This window comes from Streptomyces chartreusis, assembly GCF_008704715.1.
Taxonomy (GTDB): Bacteria; Actinomycetota; Actinomycetes; order Streptomycetales; family Streptomycetaceae; genus Streptomyces; species Streptomyces chartreusis.
In genome coordinates this window covers 3,037,301-3,055,330 of sequence record NZ_CP023689.1, presented here as the reverse complement: position 1 = coordinate 3,055,330, position 18,030 = coordinate 3,037,301, and the positions used below count along the sequence as shown (strand labels likewise).

Annotated in this window: 13 protein-coding genes; 10 read left to right on the top strand and 3 right to left on the bottom strand. The window is 70.9% G+C overall.

Annotated features, from left to right (window positions below; all coding sequences use genetic code 11):
* The first annotated feature begins 102 nt into the window (after positions 1-102).
* Complete coding sequence (locus tag CP983_RS12695; protein ID WP_030950741.1) at positions 103-693, top strand: flavodoxin family protein; 591 nt, start codon at positions 103-105, stop codon at positions 691-693.
* A 95-nt stretch (positions 694-788) separates the two neighbouring features.
* Here CP983_RS12695 and CP983_RS12690 read toward each other — a convergent pair whose 3' ends face one another.
* Complete coding sequence (locus CP983_RS12690) at positions 789-1,943, bottom strand: CAP domain-containing protein (RefSeq protein WP_150499660.1); 1,155 nt, start codon at positions 1,941-1,943, stop codon at positions 789-791.
* A gap of 152 nt (positions 1,944-2,095) precedes the next feature.
* On the opposite strand from CP983_RS12690, the gene CP983_RS12685 reads away from it, so the two are divergent.
* The 4 genes from CP983_RS12685 to CP983_RS12665 all read left to right on the top strand — a co-directional run bounded on the left by CP983_RS12685 (position 2,096) and on the right by CP983_RS12665 (position 8,408).
* Positions 2,096-2,377: an acylphosphatase gene (locus CP983_RS12685; RefSeq protein WP_107902414.1), complete on the top strand. Its 282-nt coding sequence runs from the start codon at positions 2,096-2,098 to the stop codon at positions 2,375-2,377.
* A 382-nt stretch (positions 2,378-2,759) separates the two neighbouring features.
* Positions 2,760-2,963 (top strand): hypothetical protein, encoded by a 204-nt coding sequence (locus CP983_RS12680; RefSeq protein ID WP_030048901.1) that lies wholly within the window; start codon positions 2,760-2,762, stop codon positions 2,961-2,963.
* A gap of 238 nt (positions 2,964-3,201) precedes the next feature.
* Complete coding sequence (smc, locus tag CP983_RS12670) at positions 3,202-6,771, top strand: chromosome segregation protein SMC (protein ID WP_150499659.1); 3,570 nt, start codon at positions 3,202-3,204, stop codon at positions 6,769-6,771.
* A gap of 221 nt (positions 6,772-6,992) precedes the next feature.
* Positions 6,993-8,408 (top strand): sugar porter family MFS transporter, encoded by a 1,416-nt coding sequence (locus tag CP983_RS12665; protein ID WP_150499658.1) that lies wholly within the window; start codon positions 6,993-6,995, stop codon positions 8,406-8,408.
* Positions 8,409-8,526: 118 nt separating this feature from the next.
* Here the strand turns inward: CP983_RS12665 and CP983_RS12660 are convergent, their stop codons facing one another.
* Positions 8,527-9,498 carry an LLM class flavin-dependent oxidoreductase gene (locus CP983_RS12660; RefSeq protein ID WP_150499657.1) on the bottom strand — a complete coding sequence of 324 codons (972 nt, stop codon included), beginning with the start codon at positions 9,496-9,498 and terminating at the stop codon, positions 8,527-8,529.
* A 105-nt stretch (positions 9,499-9,603) separates the two neighbouring features.
* Here CP983_RS12660 and ftsY point away from each other — a divergent pair, with 105 nt between their 5' ends.
* Entirely contained in the window at positions 9,604-10,815 is a 1,212-nt protein-coding gene (gene ftsY, locus CP983_RS12655) for a signal recognition particle-docking protein FtsY (RefSeq protein ID WP_150499656.1), read from the top strand.
* An 85-nt stretch (positions 10,816-10,900) separates the two neighbouring features.
* On the opposite strand, the gene CP983_RS12650 is transcribed toward ftsY, so the two are convergent.
* On the bottom strand, positions 10,901-11,557 hold the full coding sequence (locus CP983_RS12650) for a bifunctional DNA primase/polymerase (protein WP_150499655.1): 657 nt from the start codon (positions 11,555-11,557) through the stop codon (positions 10,901-10,903).
* Between the two features lie 458 nt (positions 11,558-12,015).
* Between CP983_RS12650 and nsdA the strand changes: the two genes are divergently transcribed.
* From nsdA to CP983_RS12630, 4 genes are all read left to right on the top strand, one after another.
* Complete coding sequence (gene nsdA, locus CP983_RS12645; protein WP_107902406.1) at positions 12,016-13,509, top strand: transcriptional repressor NsdA; 1,494 nt, start codon at positions 12,016-12,018, stop codon at positions 13,507-13,509.
* 334 nt (positions 13,510-13,843) lie between these two features.
* Positions 13,844-15,190 carry an ammonium transporter gene (locus CP983_RS12640; RefSeq protein ID WP_150499654.1) on the top strand — a complete coding sequence of 449 codons (1,347 nt, stop codon included), beginning with the start codon at positions 13,844-13,846 and terminating at the stop codon, positions 15,188-15,190.
* Positions 15,187-15,525, top strand: a complete 339-nt coding sequence (locus tag CP983_RS12635) for a P-II family nitrogen regulator (protein ID WP_003997576.1) — start codon at positions 15,187-15,189, stop codon at positions 15,523-15,525. The genes CP983_RS12640 and CP983_RS12635 overlap by 4 nt, the downstream gene beginning before the upstream one ends.
* Positions 15,526-15,553: 28 nt before the next feature.
* Positions 15,554-18,004 (top strand): [protein-PII] uridylyltransferase, encoded by a 2,451-nt coding sequence (locus tag CP983_RS12630; RefSeq protein ID WP_107902403.1) that lies wholly within the window; start codon positions 15,554-15,556, stop codon positions 18,002-18,004.
* The last annotated feature ends 26 nt before the right edge of the window (positions 18,005-18,030 follow it).

Genomic DNA, 18,030 nt, shown 5'->3' with positions numbered 1-18,030 from the left:
AAGCGTACTCGAACGCAGCGCTTACTGGGAGGTTGCACTAACCAGAAGTTAGTGCTTTCCTTTTGTCATCGCCAGTGAGCTGCCTATTTCAGGAGTACCCACGTGACCACCCCTGTCGTCTCCATCGCCTATCACTCCGGCTTCGGCCACACCGCCGTCATCGCCGAGGCCGTCCGTGCCGGTGCCGTCGAGGCCGGTGCCGAGGTGCACCTGATCAAGGTGGACGAGATCACCGAGGAGCAGTGGGCGATCCTCGACGCCTCGGACGCCATCGTGTTCGGCTCGCCGACCTACATGGGCACCGCGTCCGGCGCCTTCCACGTCTTCGCCGAGGCCACCTCCAAGCGCTGGGCCGAGCGGGCCTGGACGGACAAGCTGGCCGCCGGCTTCACCAACTCCGCCTCCAAGAGCGGCGACAAGCTGCACACCCTCCAGTTCTTCCAGATCCTGGCCGCGCAGCTCGGCATGCACTGGGTCAACCTCGGCCTGCTCCCCGGCTGGAACAGCAGCGCCGGCTCCGAGCACGACATCAACCGCCTCGGCTTCTTCGCCGGTGCCGCCGCCCAGACCAACGCCGACCAGGGTCCCGACGCCGTCCACAAGGCCGACGTGGCGACGGCGGAGCACCTGGGCCGCCGGGTGACCGAGACCGCGAAGACGTTCGCCCTGGGCCGCGCCGCGATCGCCGCGTAACCGCACGACCGCCCACGCACAAGGGGCTCCCACCCGGTCGTCACCGGGTGGGAGCCCCTTGCCGCGGACGGGCTGCCGTCGCGTGAGCGGTATGTCTAGTAGCCGAAGTCCTGCGTCCACCAAGGGCCGCCCGCGCCGATGTGGACGCCGACGCCGAGGGTCTTGAAGTCGCAGTTCAGGATGTTGGCCTTGTGGCCCGGGCTGTTCATCCAGGCTTCCATGACCGCGGCGGCATCCGCCTGGCCGCGGGCTATGTTCTCGCCGCCGAGGTCGGTGATGCCGGCCTTCGCGGCCCGGTCCCATGGGGAGGCCCCGCCCGGGTCGGTGTGGTCGAAGAAGCCCAGATCGGCCATGGCCTCGCTGAAGTCCTGGGCGAGACCGGCGAGCGCGCTGTTGGCCGCGACCGGGCTGCATCCCACCTGCGCCCGCTCCTCGTTCACGAGCCGGAGCACCTCGGCCGCGGCGGCGGACTCGGCGGACACGGTCACGGGGACGCTGGTCTGCTCGTCGGACTTCGGCGGCTTCTTGCTCTGCTTCTCGGGCGCCTTGGTGGCCTTGCGCGAAGGCGTGTCCGTCGGCTTCTTGCTGGGCGTGGCCGACGGCTTCTTCGACGGGGTCTTCGTCGGCGCGGCCGACGTGGTCGACGGAGCCGGCGAGGAGGGCCGCTGGACGTCACGGCTCGTCGTGCCGCCGCTGTCGTCCCGGTCCGCGCTGCCCGAGGTGCCGCCCTGCTCGGCGGGGATGTTCGTCGGGGAGCCGGCCGACTGCGCCCGGTCCGTGCCGCTGCCACCGCCGAGTTGGTAGTTGTCGATGCCGGGCACCACGCCCGCGGCCACCGCGACCGTGCCGATGGCGACCGCGGCGGAGACACCGAGCAGCCCGGTCTTCACCGGAGCCGCGGCCTTCTTGCGGCGGCGGTGCGAGCCCCCGGGACGCCGGGTGCCGGAGTCGGGCGTGAACCCCTCGCTCCGGAAGGCGCCGGTCTCGTCGACCGGGAAGGCGGTGGTGTCGTTGAAGCGTGCGTAGTCCTCTTCCGATGCGAAGAGATACGCGTCGCTTCTCGCGGAGGCCTCGGCGTACGCCTCCTGCTCCTCCCGGTGCAGATAGGGCGCGATGCCCCTCGTCGACCGGTCGCCGGCGTACGAGTCCAGCGGGTCGTGGCTCTCCGTGTAGGAGCCGTCCGTATTGGTGACCCCCGTGGCGCGGCCCGTGGCGGCGCGGCCGGCGGCGGAGCGTCGGTGGCGTCCCATGTCCTGGCCTTCCTCGTCCCTGCGGTCTCAACGTCCTCACACAACTCACACGATCGAGTGAGTTTCATATGAGATTCATTGGGTCGGGACGGTACCGCATGGCGCCAGAGGAAGGAGTGCCCCGAGAGACATTGGCCCGTTAGGTTGCAGTCATGAGCGAGGATGTGCGGTTGGTCGCCTGGGTGCGTGGACGCGTCCAAGGTGTGGGTTTTCGCTGGTTCACGCGGGCCAAGGCCCTCGAGATCGGCGGCCTGAGTGGTTTTGCTCTCAATTTGGACGACGGTCGGGTCCAAGTGGTCGCGGAGGGTCCCCGCGGCGGCTGTGAGGGGCTCCTCGACTGGCTCCAGGGCAGCGACACGCCCGGGCGGGTGGACGGTGTCACCGAGATCTGGGACACACCTCGCGGGGGTTACGACGGCTTCGCCATCCGCTGACTCGTTTCTGTACACAGACCCAGGCGCAAGCGGAGGGACCTGCCACCGGCAACTGCCCCGAGCAGAAATGAGCAGGTGGTTGCCAAGAACGGCTCTCGATGGCAGGCTCCGCACTCAAGGATGATCGCCACGCCCCGAGGGGCCCGCAGGAGTCGCCACGTCGCCGTTCACGGCCGTGTGCCCCCGGGTTCACCCGCCAATACGGGGTGTGATCGTGTTGACCGTCAAACTTTTTGGTGAGACGCTGAAAGCCCCGCGCACCCTAGCTGTTTGGCGTGGCTGAACGGCAGTACAACTGCAGGCCTGCCAAGCAACCGCGGGTGCGAATCCCTCACGACCCACACCGCATCGGTCGGTCACTCAGTGTGGAGGACCATCCATCATGGCAAAGGCGCTTCTCGGTTACGTCGGCGGCTCCGACCCTCGACTCCTCGCCGAGATGCGACGGCTCCAGCAGCGTGTCCAGGACCTCGAGTCCGAGCTCGGTCGGATCCAGGCCGAGAACGACGCGCTGACGGCTGCCGCTTCTCACGACAGGATCATGGAGAGCATCGACGCACACCAGGCGGAGCCTGCGCTCACCTGATCACTGCATCGCTCCACAACAGCTGCAGCAGTGGTTGGGCAGCCCGTATCAACCGCTAAGTCGTCAGACGACTGGGGTCTGCCCAGCCGTCAGAAGTTGCAAGGGACGCTTCGGCGTCCCTTCTTTCTTTTCCCCCGCATCCTTTCACCCTCTTTAACGTCTGGTGTGCCCTGCACGTTCACCGGTGAAACCGTGCGTTCATGGAGCGAGACTTCCCCGGAAGGTAGAGTCCACCGGCGTGCACCTCAAGGCCCTGACCCTCCGAGGGTTCAAGTCGTTCGCGTCGGCGACCACGCTCCGGTTCGAGCCGGGCATCACGTGCGTCGTCGGTCCGAACGGCTCGGGCAAGTCCAACGTCGTGGACGCGCTCAGCTGGGTCATGGGCGAGCAGGGTGCCAAGTCGCTGCGCGGCGGCAAGATGGAGGACGTCATCTTCGCCGGCACCACCGGCCGCCCGCCGCTGGGCCGCGCCGAGGTGTCGCTGACCATCGACAACTCCGACGGGGCGCTGCCCATCGAGTACTCCGAGGTCACCATCACGCGGATCATGTTCCGCAACGGCGGCAGCGAGTACCAGATCAACGGTGACACCTGTCGCCTCCTCGACATCCAGGAACTGCTCTCCGACTCCGGCATCGGCCGCGAGATGCACGTCATCGTCGGCCAGGGCCAGCTGGACTCCGTCCTGCACGCGGACCCCATGGGCCGCCGCGCCTTCATCGAGGAGGCGGCCGGCGTCCTCAAGCACCGCAAGCGCAAGGAAAAGGCGCTGCGCAAGCTGGACGCGATGCAGGCCAACCTCGCGCGCGTGCAGGACCTCACGGACGAACTGCGCCGACAGCTCAAGCCGCTGGGCCGCCAGGCGGCCGTCGCACGCAGGGCTGCCGTCATCCAGGCGGACCTTCGCGACGCCCGGCTCCGCCTCCTCGCCGACGATCTCGTACGGCTGCGAGAGGCGCTGCGGACCGAGGTCGCCGACGAGGCCGCGCTGAAGGAACGCAAGGAGACCGCCGAGCAGGAGCTGAAGAAGGCCCTCCAGCGCGAGGCCCTCCTGGAGGAGGAGGTCCGCCGGCTCACCCCGCGCCTCCAGCAGGCCCAGCAGACCTGGTACGAGCTGTCGCAGCTCGCCGAGCGGGTGCGCGGCACGATCTCGCTGGCCGACGCGCGTGTGAAGAGCGCGACCTCCGCGCCGCCGGAGGAGCGCCGGGGCCGCGACCCCGAGGACATGGAGCGCGAGGCCGCCCGCATCCGTGAGCAGGAGGCGGAGCTGGAGGCGGCCCTCGAAGCGGCCGAGCGGGCGCTGGAGGACACGGTCGCCCACCGCGCCGAACTGGAGCGTGAACTCGGCCTGGAGGAACGCCGGCTCAAGGACGTCGCCCGCGCCATCGCCGACCGCCGCGAGGGCCTCGCCCGGCTGAACGGCCAGGTCAACGCGGCCCGTTCACGTGCCGCGTCCGCCCAGTCCGAGATCGACCGCCTCGCCGCCGCCCGGGACGAGGCCCAGGAGCGCGCGTTCGCCGCCCAGGAGGAGTACGAGGCGCTCAAGGCCGAGGTCGACGGCCTGGACGCCGGCGACGCGGAACTCGCCGAGCAGCACGACACGGCGAAGGCGCAGCTCGCGGAGGCGGAGGCCGCTCTGACGGCGGCCCGCGAGGCGGCCACCGCGGCGGAACGCAGGCGTGCCGCGACCAAGGCCCGGCACGAGGCGCTGGCGCTGGGCCTGCGCCGCAAGGACGGCACGGGTGCGCTGCTCGGCGCGAAGGATCGCCTCACAGGGCTGCTGGGCCCTGCCGCGGAACTGCTGACCGTGACACCGGGCCACGAGGTACCGCTGGCGGCGGCGTTCGGAGCGGCGGCGGACGCCATCGCCGTGACCTCACCGTCCGCGGCGGCCGAGGCGATCCGTCTGCTGCGAAAGCAGGACGCGGGCAGGGCTTCACTGCTGCTCGCCGGTTCACCGGAGGCGCCCCTCGGCGCGACCGGCCACGACGAACCCGCACCCGCCGGCGGGCATCGCGCGGCCGATCTCGTCCGCGCCCCCGCCGACCTCATGCCGGCCATCCGCCGTCTCCTCCGGGGCATCGTCGTCGTAGGCACCCTCGAAGACGCCGAAGACCTCGTCTACGCGCACCCGCACCTCACCGCCGTGACCGCCGAAGGCGACCTGCTCGGGGCGCACTTCGCGCACGGTGGGTCCGCCGGGGCGCCCAGCCTCCTGGAAGTGCAGGCCTCTGTGGACGAGGCCGCCGCCGAGCTGGAAGAGCTGGCGGTCCGCTGCGAGGAACTCACCGAGGCCCAGCACGCGGCCGCCGAACGGCGTAAGGCAGCCGTCGCCCTGGTCGAGGAGCTGGGGGAGCGGCGCCGGGCGGCCGACCGGGAGAAGTCGACCGTGGCCCAGCAGCTCGGCCGGCTCGCCGGGCAGGCACGCGGTGCCGCGGGGGAGGCCGAACGGTCCGTGGCCGCCGCCGCGCGGGCCCAGGACGCCCTCGACAAGGCGCTCATGGACGCCGAGGAGCTGGCCGAGCGGCTCGCCGTGGCCGAGGAGATGCCGGTCGAGGAGGAGCCCGACACCTCGGTGCGGGACCGGCTCGCCGCCGACGGCGCCAACGCCCGGCAGACCGAGATGGAGGCCCGCCTCCAGGTCCGTACGCACGAGGAGCGGGTCAAGGGACTGTCCGGACGGGCCGACTCCCTGGACCGTGCCGCCCGCGCCGAACGCGAGGCACGCGCGCGTGCCGAGCAGCGGCGGGCGCGGCTGCGCCACGAGGCCGCCGTCGCGGAGGCCGTCGCCTCCGGTGCCCGCCAGCTGCTGGCGCACGTCGAGGTCTCCCTCGCGCGGGCGGAGGAGGAGCGCGGCGCGGCCGAGGCGGCCAAGGCGCTGCGGGAGCAGGAGCTGACCGCGGCCCGCGGCGCCGGCCGCGACCTCAAGGCCGAACTCGACAAGCTGACCGACTCCGTGCACCGTGGTGAGGTCCTCGGCGCCGAGAAGCGGATGCGGATCGAGCAGCTGGAGACCAAGGCGCTGGAGGAGCTGGGCGTGGAACCCGCCGGGCTCGTCTCCGAGTACGGCCCCCACCAGCTCGTACCGCCGTCCCTGGCCGCCGAGGGCGAGCAGCTGCCCGACGACCCCGAGCACCCCCGCAACCAGCCCAAGCCGTTCGTGCGGGCCGAGCAGGAGAAGCGGCTCAAGGCCGCCGAGCGTGCCTACCAGCAGCTCGGCAAGGTCAACCCGCTGGCCCTGGAGGAGTTCGCGGCGCTGGAGGAGCGGCACAAGTTCCTCAGCGAGCAGCTGGAGGACCTGAAGAAGACCCGCGCCGACCTGCTCCAGGTCGTCAAGGAGGTCGACGAACGCGTCGAGCAGGTCTTCACCGAGGCGTACTGGGACACGGCCAGGGAGTTCGAGGGCGTCTTCAGCCGGCTGTTCCCGGGCGGGGAGGGGCGGTTGATCCTGACCGACCCCGACAACATGCTCACCACGGGTGTCGACGTCGAGGCGCGCCCGCCGGGCAAGAAGGTCAAGCGGCTGTCGCTGCTCTCGGGTGGTGAGCGTTCACTCACGGCCGTCGCGATGCTGGTGTCCATCTTCAAGGCCCGGCCGAGCCCGTTCTACGTCATGGACGAGGTCGAGGCCGCCCTCGACGACACCAACCTCCAGCGGCTGATCCGCATCATGCAGGAGCTCCAGGAAGCCTCGCAGCTGATCGTGATCACGCACCAGAAGCGCACGATGGAGGTCGCCGACGCTCTGTACGGCGTCTCCATGCAGGGCGACGGCGTCTCGAAGGTCATCAGCCAGAAGCTGCGCTGACGCCGGGCACACCGCCTCCCCGGCCAACCTTCACCTCTTCACCTTCACTTCAAGAAGTGAACGCACGTCACTCGGATGCGTCTCCAAAGTCACAGGAGCCTCCCTATTGACTTCGATACTTGAAGGCATAGGGTCTCCAACGTTGCTTTTAACTTCAGGTATCACGGCCTGGAGCGGCTGACCCCCCACCCGGCAGCGTTGCCGGTGCCCGAGGAGTACACGTGACCAGCACAGCGCAGGCGTCCACACCAGGAGCCAAGGCGGCCCACCCCGAACATCTCGGGCACGTCGTCTTCATCACCGCGGCGGCCGCCATGGGCGGCTTCCTGTTCGGTTATGACAGCTCCGTCATCAACGGAGCCAACGGCGGTATCCAGGACAGGTTCGACCTCAGCTCGGGCGTCACCGGAACCGTCGCCGCCAGCGCCCTGCTCGGCAGCGCCCTCGGCGCCGCGATCGCCGGCCGCATAGCCGACCGCATCGGCCGGATCCGCGTCATGCAGATCGCGGCGGTGCTGTTCGCCGTGAGTGCCGTAGGTTCCGGTCTGCCGTTCGCCGCGTGGGACCTCGCCGCCTGGCGTGTGCTCGGCGGCATCGCCATCGGTATGGCCTCCGTCATCGGCCCGGCCTACATCGCCGAGGTCGCTCCGCCCGCCTACCGCGGCCGGCTCGCCTCCTTCCAGCAGGCCGCCATCGTCATCGGCATCGCCATCTCGCAGCTGGTCAACTGGGCCCTGCTGAACATGGCGGACGGCGAGGAGCGCGGCACCATCGCGGGCCTGGAGGCCTGGCAGTGGATGCTCGGTGTGATGCTCGTACCCGCGCTGATCTACGGGCTGCTGTCCTTCGCCATCCCCGAGTCCCCGCGCTACCTGATCAGCGTCGGACGCACCGCCGACGCCAAGAAGGTCCTCGCGGACGTCGAGGGCGACATCGACCTGGACGCCCGGGTCGCGGAGATCGACCAGGCCATGCGCGGCGACCACAAGTCGACGTTCAAGGACCTGCTGGGCGGCAGGTTCGGCCTGCTGCCGATCGTGTGGATCGGCATCGGCCTCTCCGTGTTCCAGCAGCTGGTCGGCATCAACGTCATCTTCTACTACTCGAACCTGCTGTGGCAGTCCGTGGGCGTCGACCCGTCGAGCTCGTTCTTCTACTCGTTCGAGACCTCGATCATCAACATCATCGGCACCGTGATCGCGATGATCTTCGTCGACCGGCTCGGCCGCAAGCCGCTCGCCCTCATCGGCTCCGTCGGCATGGGCGTCTCGCTCGCGGCGGCCGCCTGGGCCTTCTCCTTCCAGAACGGCAGCGACCCGCTGCCGACCGCGCAGGGCTACGTGGCGCTGATCGCCGCCAACGCCTTCGTGCTCTTCTTCGCCCTGTCCTGGGGCGTGGTCGTCTGGGTCATGCTCGGTGAGGTCTTCCCGAACAAGATCCGCGCCGCCGCCCTGGGTGTGGCCGCCTCGGCCCAGTGGATCGCCAACTGGGTGATCACGATCACCTTCCCGGACCTGGCGGACTGGAACCTGTCTCTCACCTACGTCATGTACGCGGTGTTCGCCTTCCTCTCCATCCCGTTCATCCTCAAGTTCGTGCCCGAGACCAAGGGCAAGAAGCTGGAGGAGATGGGCTGAGCCGCCCACCCGGACCCGGGGGGAAGGGCCAAGTCCCCGCTGCCCCTCTCCCCGTAACCCGCCGCCGCCCCGACTCGGCCACTGCCCGAGCCGGGGCGGCGGTGTCGGGTACGGCGGGTCAGGCGTCCAGCGCGGGCAGCACCCGCTCGCAGAACAGCCGCAGACTCCGCCACCCCTCCTCCACGGGCATCCCGCCCGACAAGGGGTGCAGTACGTAGTTGTCGAAGCCCAGCGCCGCGCACTCCTCGGGGGTGACGATCCGGTACACGCCCTCGGCGCGCAGCTCCTCCACCGTCGTGGCCCCCGACTTCACCGCCGAGCGGATCTCCCCGGACTGCCAGGAGGCGTACGTGCGGGCCTCGTGCAGGAAGTGCCGGCCGTGCTCGGCCCAGGTCCGGTCCGGGTCCTCGGCGACGTGCAGCAGCGGCGTCTCGGCGGCCGGCATCATCGTCCAGCCCTCGGTGCCGTACTCCACCAGCCGCTCCTTGTAGTACGCCTCCAGCTCCGGCAGATGCGCGCTGGGGAAGAACGGCAGACCGAGGCGGGCGGCCCGGCGGGCGGCGGCCTTCGAGGAGCCGCCGACCAGCAGCAGGGGGTGCGGGTCGGTGAACGGGCGCGGGGTGATCCGTACCATGCGGCCGCGGTACTCGAAGGGCTCGCCGGTCCACGCCTTCAGCAGCGTCTCCAGCAGTTCGTCCTGGAGCCGGCCGCGCCGCTTCCACTCGACGTCGAACAGGGCGTACTCCTCGGGGCGGTACCCGATCCCGGCGACCGTGACCAGCCGTCCGCCGCTCAGCAGGTCCAGGACCGCGATCTCCTCGGCGAGCCGCAGCGGGTCGTGCAGCGGGCCGATGATCGCCGAGACGGTGACCGCGAGGCGCTTCGTCGCGCCGAAGACCGCGGAGGCGAAGGCGAACGGCGACGGCAGCCAGTTGTTCTCGGCGCCGTGGTGCTCCTCCGTCTGCACGGTGGTGATGCCGTGCTCGTCGGCGTACGCGGCCATCTCCAGGGCGGCCCGGTAGCGGGCGGCGAGCGAGGCGGGGGTGGCGTCGGGCTCGACGAGGTTGAAACGTACGACCGAGACGGGCATGGGGGTCCCCCTTCACCGGGCGGGTATGAAGGCGGACGTTAGCTGACGGTGTGTCAGACATCCAGAGGGGTGTCGCCGGAGTCCATGGCTGATACTGGACGGGTTATGGACATCGTCATCCTTGCTGTAGTCATCGCCGTGGTCGTGCTCGGTGCGCTCGGCGGGCTCATCGTCGGCAGCCGTCGCAAGAAGCAGCTGCCCCCGCCGCCGCCCGCCGCGCCCGACATCACCGCCCCTCCGGTCGAGCCGCACGTCGGCGACGAGGCCGAGACACCGCGCGACGAAGAGCGCCGGACCATAGAGGAGGTGGACCTTCCCGACGGCTCGACCGGAGTCGCCGTCGAGGAACCGCCCGTCGTCGAAGAGCTCCCGCCGACCGAGATCGAGGTGCCGGAGCCCACCGCCGGCCGCCTGATCCGGCTGCGCGCCCGGCTCTCCCGCTCGCAGACCGCCCTCGGCAAGGGGCTGCTCACGCTCCTGTCGCGCGAGCACCTCGACGAGGACACCTGGGAGGAGATCGAGGACACCCTGCTCACCGCCGACGTCGGTGTGGCGCCCACCCAGGAGCTGGTCGACGGCCTGCGCGAGCGCGTGAAGGTCCTCGGCACCCGAACCCCCGAGGAGCTGCGCGGCCTGCTGCGCGAGGAGCTCCTGAAGCTCGTCGGCACCGACATGGACCGCGTCGTCAAGACCGAGCCCGAGGCCAGCAAGCCCGGCATCGTGATGGTCGTCGGCGTCAACGGCACCGGCAAGACCACCACCACCGGCAAGCTCGCCCGCGTCCTCGTGGCCGACGGCCGCAGCGTGGTCCTGGGCGCCGCCGACACCTTCCGTGCCGCCGCCGCCGACCAGCTCCAGACCTGGGGCGAGCGGGTCGGCGCCCACACCGTGCGCGGTCCGGAGGGCGGCGACCCCGCCTCCGTCGCGTTCGACGCGGTGAAGGAGGGCAAGGAGATGGGCTCCGACGTCGTCCTCATCGACACCGCCGGGCGCCTGCACACCAAGACCGGCCTCATGGACGAGCTCGGCAAGGTCAAGCGGGTCGTCGAGAAGCACGCACCGCTGGACGAGGTGCTGCTGGTGCTGGACGCCACCACGGGGCAGAACGGCCTGGTGCAGGCCCGTGTCTTCGCCGAGGTCGTCGACATCACCGGCATCGTGCTGACCAAGCTGGACGGCACCGCCAAGGGCGGCATCGTCGTCGCGGTGCAGCGCGAGCTGGGTGTGCCCGTGAAGCTGATCGGGCTGGGTGAGGGCGCCGACGATCTGGCGCCGTTCGAGCCGGAGGCGTTCGTTGACGCCCTTATCGGAGAGTGACACCGGCTACCGAATTCGGTACCTGGTGCAAGAAGCGCCCGCCCCCCGAGGTGCAGTCGGGGGACGGGCGCTTTGCCGTGTGGGCCTAGGCCCGTGACCTGTGTGCCACGTACGCCAGCGTGCCCAGCAGCAGCCGGGCCGCCGGCGGTTTCGTCGCCGTGTCCAGCGCCGGCGGACGCAGCCAGCGCACCGGGCCCAGGCCGCCCCGGTCGGACGGCGGGGCCGTGATGTGCTCGCCGGGGCCGAGGCCGCGCAGATCGAGGTGGGTCGGGTCGTCCCAGCCCATGCGGTACAGGAGCTCGGGGAGCTCGGCGGCGGCGCCGGGGGCGACGAAGAAGTGCGCGCGGCCGTCGGGGGTGGCGGCGACCGGGCCGAGGGGCAGGCCCATGCGTTCGAGCCGGGTCAGCGCGCGGCGTCCTGCGGGCTCGGCCACCTCGATGACGTCGAACGCCCGGCCGACCGGCAGCATCACCGCGGCGCCCGGGAACTCCGACCACGCCTTGGTGACCTCGTCGAGCGTGGCGCCGGCCGGGACCCGGGGCGCGAAGTCCAGGGGGTGTGCGCCGGGCGCGTCGCAGTCGGAACGGCCGCACGAGCAGGCGCCCGCGGCGGCACGCGCGCCGGGCACCACGTCCCAGCCCCACAGTCCGGTGAACTCGGCGACGGCGGTGCACTCCGAGGCGCGGCCGCGTCGCCGCGAGCCGGATCGCATCTCACGGATGCCGCCGATCGTGAAGCCCATGCCCCCTCCAACGGTCAAGCGCGCCGGTGGTTACGACGCGAATGCGGAACGTGACTCTGTGTGTTCCTCGGTGACCGGGTACCCGTTTTGCGCCGCTCGGTCCATGCGGCGCTTCGAAGTGCCTCGGGTGGTGGGCCGGGCGACACGCGCCCCTGAGTGCTTCGCTCCGCCCACTTCCGGCCGTCCTATGTCAAGTGAATCGTGTGGAGGCGCCCGTGAGTTCATTCGAAGGGGTGGCGAATGGTGGCGATTCAGGGATCGCCATGGCTGGAGCCGTGATCGTAGGATTACCGTGAGTGCACGGACCTTCGGGGCACATGCGCTCGTGGGTATGCCGCAGGCAAGTCGGCTTTCCGTTCGAAGGGTGAGAACTGCCGGACGGGCGACCGTATTTACCGGCATTCTGATAGGGCTTGGCGCACTCGGTGACAAGTGGTCCAAGGGATGGGGGCGTTCCAGTGAGCGGCAACAGCGAAGGCGGTTCGAGTGCCGGTGGCACATCGCACGCTGACAAGCGCCCGAACGAGCTCCTCACGTCCTGGTTCGTCCGCAGCGGCTGGTCGAAAGGCGAACTCGCCCGCCAAGTGAACCGCCGGGCCCGTCAGTTGGGTGCCAACCACATCTCCACCGACACCTCCCGTGTACGCCGCTGGCTGGACGGCGAGAACCCCCGCGAGCCGATCCCCAGGATCCTGTCCGAGCTGTTCTCCGAGCGCTTCGGCTGCGTCGTCTCCGTCGAGGACCTGGGTCTGCGCGCCCCCCGCCAGTCACCCTCCGCGTCCGGTGTCGACCTGCCCTGGACGGGCCCGCAGACGGTGGCCCTGCTCAGCGAGTTCTCGCGCAGCGACCTGATGCTGGCGCGGCGCGGCTTCCTCGGGAGCTCGCTGGCCCTGTCCGCGGGCCCGGCGCTCATCGAGCCGATGCAGCGCTGGCTGGTCCCGGCCCCGCCCGCCCCGTACCACGAGCCCCGCACCGTCCCGTCCTCCCGCGCGCGCGGTCGGCTCTCCAAGCCCGAGCTGGACCTGCTGGAGTCCACCACCGTGATGTTCCGGCAGTGGGACGCCCAGTGCGGCGGCGGACTGCGCCGCAAGGCGGTCGTGGGCCAGCTGCACGAGGTGACCGACCTGCTCCAGGAGCCCCAGCCCGAGGCCACCACCCGCAAGCTGTTCAAGGTCGCCGCCGAGCTGGCCGAGCTGGCCGGCTGGATGTCGTACGACGTCGGGCTCCAGCCCACCGCGCAGAAGTACTTCGTCCTCGCGCTGCACGCCGCCAAGGAGGCCGGCGACCGGCCGCTGGGCTCCTACGTCCTGTCCAGCATGAGCCGCCAGATGATCCACCTCGGCCGGCCCGACGACGCCCTGGAGCTGATCCACCTCGCGCAGTACGGCAGCCGGGACTGCGCGAGCCCGCGCACCCAGTCGATGCTGTATGCGATGGAGGCCCGCGCGTACGCCAACATGGGCCAGCCCGGCAAGTGCAAGCGGGCCGTCCGGATGGCCGAGGACACCTTCGCCGAGTCCGACGAGTGGGACGAGCCGGACCCCGACTGGATCCGCTTCTTCTCGGAGGCGGAGCTGTACGGCGAGAACTCCCACTCCTTCCGCGACCTGGCCTATGTCGCCGGCCGCAGCCCGACCTACGCCTCGCTGGCCGAGCCGCTGATGCAGCAGGCCGCGGACCTGTTCGCGAAGGACGGCGAGCACCAGCGGTCGTATGCGCTGAACCTCATCGGTGTGGCCACGGTGCATCTGCTGCGGCGCGAGCCCGAGCAGAGCGCGGTCTATGCCGAGCGGGCCATGGCGGTCGCCAAGAAGGTGCGCTCCGAACGCGTCAACACTCGTATTCGAAAGACGGTCGACACGGCCGTACGCGATTTCGGGGATCTCGCCGAGGTCGTGGATCTCACCGACAAGCTCGCAGTCGAGCTCCCGGAGACCGCCGAAGCGGTCTGACACCCGGGGGCGAACCCTGGGACCCGCAGAACCCCGGCCGCGGCCGGCCCTCCCGAACTGCCCGACTCGGCTCCCCCATGCCAGGTCATCGGAAGGCCGACCGCGGCCGGCTTTTTCCCTTCAATGAAGGTTGCGCCACGATAACGATCAGACAGCCGGACATCCGGCAGTTCATCGACGCGTAACACGCAAGGCGCCTTCGTCACGGCGGCGAAACAACGAGGGGCTTCCACCGAAACGGCGCTGCGCCAATCTCTTGGCGCATAACCGGCCCACCCCTCATTCCGCTCAGGCTTCGCCCGCACGGGGCCGTACCAACGACGAGGAGACGCCGATGGCATCAGCCGCCATCACGCTTGCGGCGGACGCACCCACGCTGTCGTCCGCCAACACAGGCTTCATGCTCATCTGTTCCGCCCTGGTGATGCTCATGACCCCGGGCCTGGCCTTCTTCTACGGAGGCATGGTCCGCGTCAAGAGCACCCTGAACATGCTGATGATGAGTTTCATCAGCCTGGGGATAGTCACCATCCTGTGGGTGCTCTACGGCTTCTCCATGGCGTTCGGCACCGACTCCGGCAGCATCATCGGCTGGAACTCCGACTGGGTGGGCCTCAGCAACATCGGTCTCACGCAGCTGTGGGACGGCTACACCATCCCGATCTTCGTCTTCCTGGTCTTCCAGCTGATGTTCGCGATCATCACGCCGGCCCTGATCAGCGGTGCGCTCGCCGACCGCGTGAAGTTCACGGCGTGGGCGCTGTTCATCGCCCTGTGGGCCACGCTCGTCTACTTCCCGGTCGCGCACTGGGTGTGGGGCGCCGGCGGCTGGGCCTTCGAGCTCGGTGTGATCGACTTCGCCGGCGGTACGGCGGTCCACATCAACGCGGGTGCCGCGGCGCTCGGCGTGATCCTCGTCATCGGCAAGCGCGTCGGTTTCAAGAAGGACCCGATGCGCCCGCACAGCCTTCCGCTGGTCATGCTCGGCGCGGGCCTGCTGTGGTTCGGCTGGTTCGGCTTCAACGCCGGCTCGTGGCTCGGCAACGACGACGGCGTCGGCGCGCTGATGTTCGTCAACACGCAGGTCGCCACCGCCGCCGCCATGCTGGCCTGGCTCATCTACGAGAAGATCCGCCACGGCGCGTTCACCACGCTCGGTGCCGCCTCCGGCGCGGTCGCCGGTCTGGTCGCCATCACCCCGTCCGGCGGCGCGGTCTCCCCGCTCGGTGCCATCGCGGTCGGCGCCATCGCCGGTCTGCTGTGCGCCATGGCCGTGGGCCTGAAGTACAAGCTCGGCTACGACGACTCGCTCGACGTCGTCGGTGTCCACCTGGTCGGCGGTGTCGTCGGCTCCCTGCTGATCGGCTTCTTCGCCAGCGGCAAGGGCCAGTCCGACGTCGCGGGCCTCTTCTACGGCGGCGGCCTGACCCAGTTCTGGAAGCAGTGCGCCGGTGTCTTCGCGGTCCTGGCCTACTCGCTGATCGTCTCCGCGATCCTCGCCTTCATCCTCGACAAGACCATCGGCATGCGGGTCTCCGAGGACGACGAGGTCGCCGGCATCGACCAGGCCGAGCACGCCGAGACCGCATACGACTTCAGCGGCGCCGGCGGCGGTGCCGCCCGCACCGCCGCAGCCCCGGCCCCGGTCGCGGCAGCCGCGAGCAAGAAGGTGGACGCATGAAGCTCATCACCGCCGTCGTCAAGCCCCACCGGCTCGACGAGATCAAGGAAGCCCTCCAGGCCTTCGGAGTCCACGGCCTGACGGTCACCGAGGCGAGCGGCTACGGTCGTCAGCGGGGTCACACCGAGGTCTACCGCGGTGCCGAGTACACCGTCGACCTGGTCCCGAAGATCCGTATCGAGGTCCTGGCCGAGGACGACGACGCCGAGCAGCTGATCGACGTCATCGTCAAGGCCGCCCGCACCGGCAAGATCGGTGACGGCAAGGTCTGGTCCCTGCCGGTCGAGACGGCCGTACGGGTGCGGACCGGCGAGCGCGGGCCCGACGCGCTCTGAGGCAGGGAAAAAGAACAGGAGTCGCTGGGTGACGAGCACGGACGTTTCCAAGGATGCAGAGGGCTCGGGACCCAGCGGCTACGCGGCGGCCCGGCTGCGTCTCCTCACCGAGGAGGCGCGGTCCGGGCCGCCGCGCCGTGCCGCCCTCGCGGAGCTGACCGACGAGTGGCTGACCGGCCTGTTCGCGGCCGGCGCCGAGGGACTGCGCGGTGTCTCCCTGGTCGCCGTCGGCGGGTACGGCCGCGGTGAGCTCTCCCCGCGCAGTGACCTGGACCTGCTCCTGCTGCACGACGGCGGCGACAGCAAGGCGGTGGCCGCTCTTGCCGACCGCATCTGGTACCCCGTGTGGGACCTCGGCCTCGCCCTCGACCACTCCGTGCGCACGCCCGCCGAGGCCCGCAGGACCGCGGGGGAGGACCTCAAGGTCCAGCTCGGCCTGCTGGACGCCCGGCACATCGCGGGCGACCTGGGCCTCACGGCCGGACTGCGCACGTCGGTCCTCGCCGACTGGCGCAACCAGGCGCCCAAGCGGCTGCCCGAACTGCAGGAGCTGTCCGCCGAGCGCGCCGAGCGCCAGGGCGAGCTGCAGTACCTCCTGGAGCCCGATCTGAAGGAGGCGCGCGGCGGCCTGCGGGACGCCACGATCCTGCGCGCCGTCGCCGCGTCCTGGCTGGCCGACGCCCCGCGCGAGGGCCTCGACGGCGCCCGGCGCCGGCTGCTCGACGTACGCGACGCCCTGCACCTGACCACCGGGCGGGCGACCGACCGGCTCTCGCTCCAGGAGCAGGACCAGGTCGCCGCCGAGCTCGGCCTGCTCGACGCGGACACACTGCTGCGGCAGGTGTACGAGTCGGCGCGGGTGATCTCGTACGCCAGTGATGTCACTTGGCGTGAAGTGGGGCGCGTGCTGCGGGCGCGCGCCGTGCGGCCGCGGCTGCGCGCCATGCTGGGCGGTGGTGCGAAGCCCGTCGCCGAGCGCTCCCCGCTCGCCGAGGGCGTCGTGGAGCAGGACGGCGAGGTGGTGCTCGCCCGTGCCGCACGCCCCGAACGTGACCCCGTGCTGCCCCTGCGGGCCGCGGCCGCCGCCGCCCAGGCCGGACTGCCGCTCTCCCTGCACGCCGTACGACGCATGGCGGCGAACGTGCGCCCGCTGCCCACGCCCTGGCCCGCCGAGGCCCGTGAGCAGCTGGTGACCCTGCTGGGCTCCGGGCGGCCGACGGTCGAGGTGTGGGAGGCGCTGGAGGCCGAAGGGCTGATCACCCACTTCCTGCCCGACTGGGAGCGGGTGCGCTGCCGCCCGCAGCGCAACGCCGTGCACATCTGGACCGTCGACCGGCACCTCATCGAGACGGCCGTGCGCGCCTCCGAGTTCACCCGCCGCGTCCACCGCCCCGACCTGCTGCTGGTCGCCGCGCTGCTGCACGACATCGGCAAGGGCTGGCCCGGCGACCACTCCGTGGCCGGCGAGATCATCGTCAAGGACGTGGCCGCGCGCATCGGCTTCGACCGCGACGACGTGACGGTGCTCTCCACCCTCGTACGCCATCACCTGCTGCTCGTCGAGACGGCCACCCGGCGCGACCTGGAGGACCCGGCCACCGTCCGCTCGGTCGCCGAGGCCGTCGGCTCGCAGGGCACCCTGGAGCTGCTGCACGCCCTGACCGAGGCGGACGCCCTGGCCACCGGCCCGGCCGCCTGGTCGTCCTGGCGCGGGTCCCTCGTCGCCGACCTGGTCAAACGTGTCGGCGCGGTCCTCGCAGGGGACGACCCGGCCGAGCCCGAGGCCGCCGCGCCCACCGCCGAGCAGGAACGGCTCGCCATCGAGGCGATCGCCACCGGCAGCCCCGTACTGGCGCTGCGGGCCCAGACCGAGCCGCCCGCCGAGGAGCAGGCCCCGGGCGACCCGGAGCCGCTCGGCGTGGAACTCCTCATCGCCGTCCCCGACCAGCCGGGCGTGCTGCCCGCGGTGGCAGGCGTCCTCGCGATGCACCGCCTGACCGTGCGCACCGCCGAGCTGAGCGCCCTGGACCTGCCCGACGGCGTCGAGGGCGCGGTCCTGCTGCTGAACTGGCGGGTCGCCGCCGAGTACGGCTCGCTGCCGCAGGCCGCCCGGCTCCGCGCCGACCTCGTACGGGCGCTGGACGGCTCCCTGGACATCGCGGGCCGGCTCGCCGAGCGGGACGCGGCCTATCCGCGCCGCAGGGGCGTGGTGGCGCCGCCGCCGAGGGTGACGGTGCATCCGGCCGCCTCGCGGCTGGCCACGGTCATCGAGGTGCGGGCCCAGGACGCGCCGGGGCTGCTGTTCCGGATCGGCCGGGCGCTGGAGGACGCGAGCGTGCGGGTGCGCAGTGCGCATGTCAGCACACTGGGCGCCAACGCCGTCGACGCGTTCTATGTCACAGGGCCCGAGGGCGCCCCGCTGCCCGGTGAGGAGGCGGCCGCCGTGGCACGCAAGCTGGAGGAGACGCTGCGGGGATGAACCCGGGGATCCCGGCAACCTGTGCC

Bases quoted from the DNA above. Each gene is read 5' to 3' on its own strand.
- CP983_RS12690 (WP_150499660.1), bottom strand. From the start codon at position 1,943: ATGGGACGCCACCGACGCTCCGCCGCCGGCCGCGCCGCCACGGGCCGC.
- CP983_RS12685 (WP_107902414.1), top strand. From the start codon at position 2,096: ATGAGCGAGGATGTGCGGTTGGTCGCCTGGGTGCGTGGACGCGTCCAA.
- CP983_RS12680 (WP_030048901.1), top strand. From the start codon at position 2,760: ATGGCAAAGGCGCTTCTCGGTTACGTCGGCGGCTCCGACCCTCGACTC.
- CP983_RS12660 (WP_150499657.1), bottom strand. From the start codon at position 9,498: ATGCCCGTCTCGGTCGTACGTTTCAACCTCGTCGAGCCCGACGCCACC.
- ftsY (WP_150499656.1), top strand. From the start codon at position 9,604: ATGGACATCGTCATCCTTGCTGTAGTCATCGCCGTGGTCGTGCTCGGT.
- CP983_RS12650 (WP_150499655.1), bottom strand. From the start codon at position 11,557: ATGGGCTTCACGATCGGCGGCATCCGTGAGATGCGATCCGGCTCGCGG.
- CP983_RS12640 (WP_150499654.1), top strand. From the start codon at position 13,844: ATGGCATCAGCCGCCATCACGCTTGCGGCGGACGCACCCACGCTGTCG.
- CP983_RS12635 (WP_003997576.1), top strand. From the start codon at position 15,187: ATGAAGCTCATCACCGCCGTCGTCAAGCCCCACCGGCTCGACGAGATC.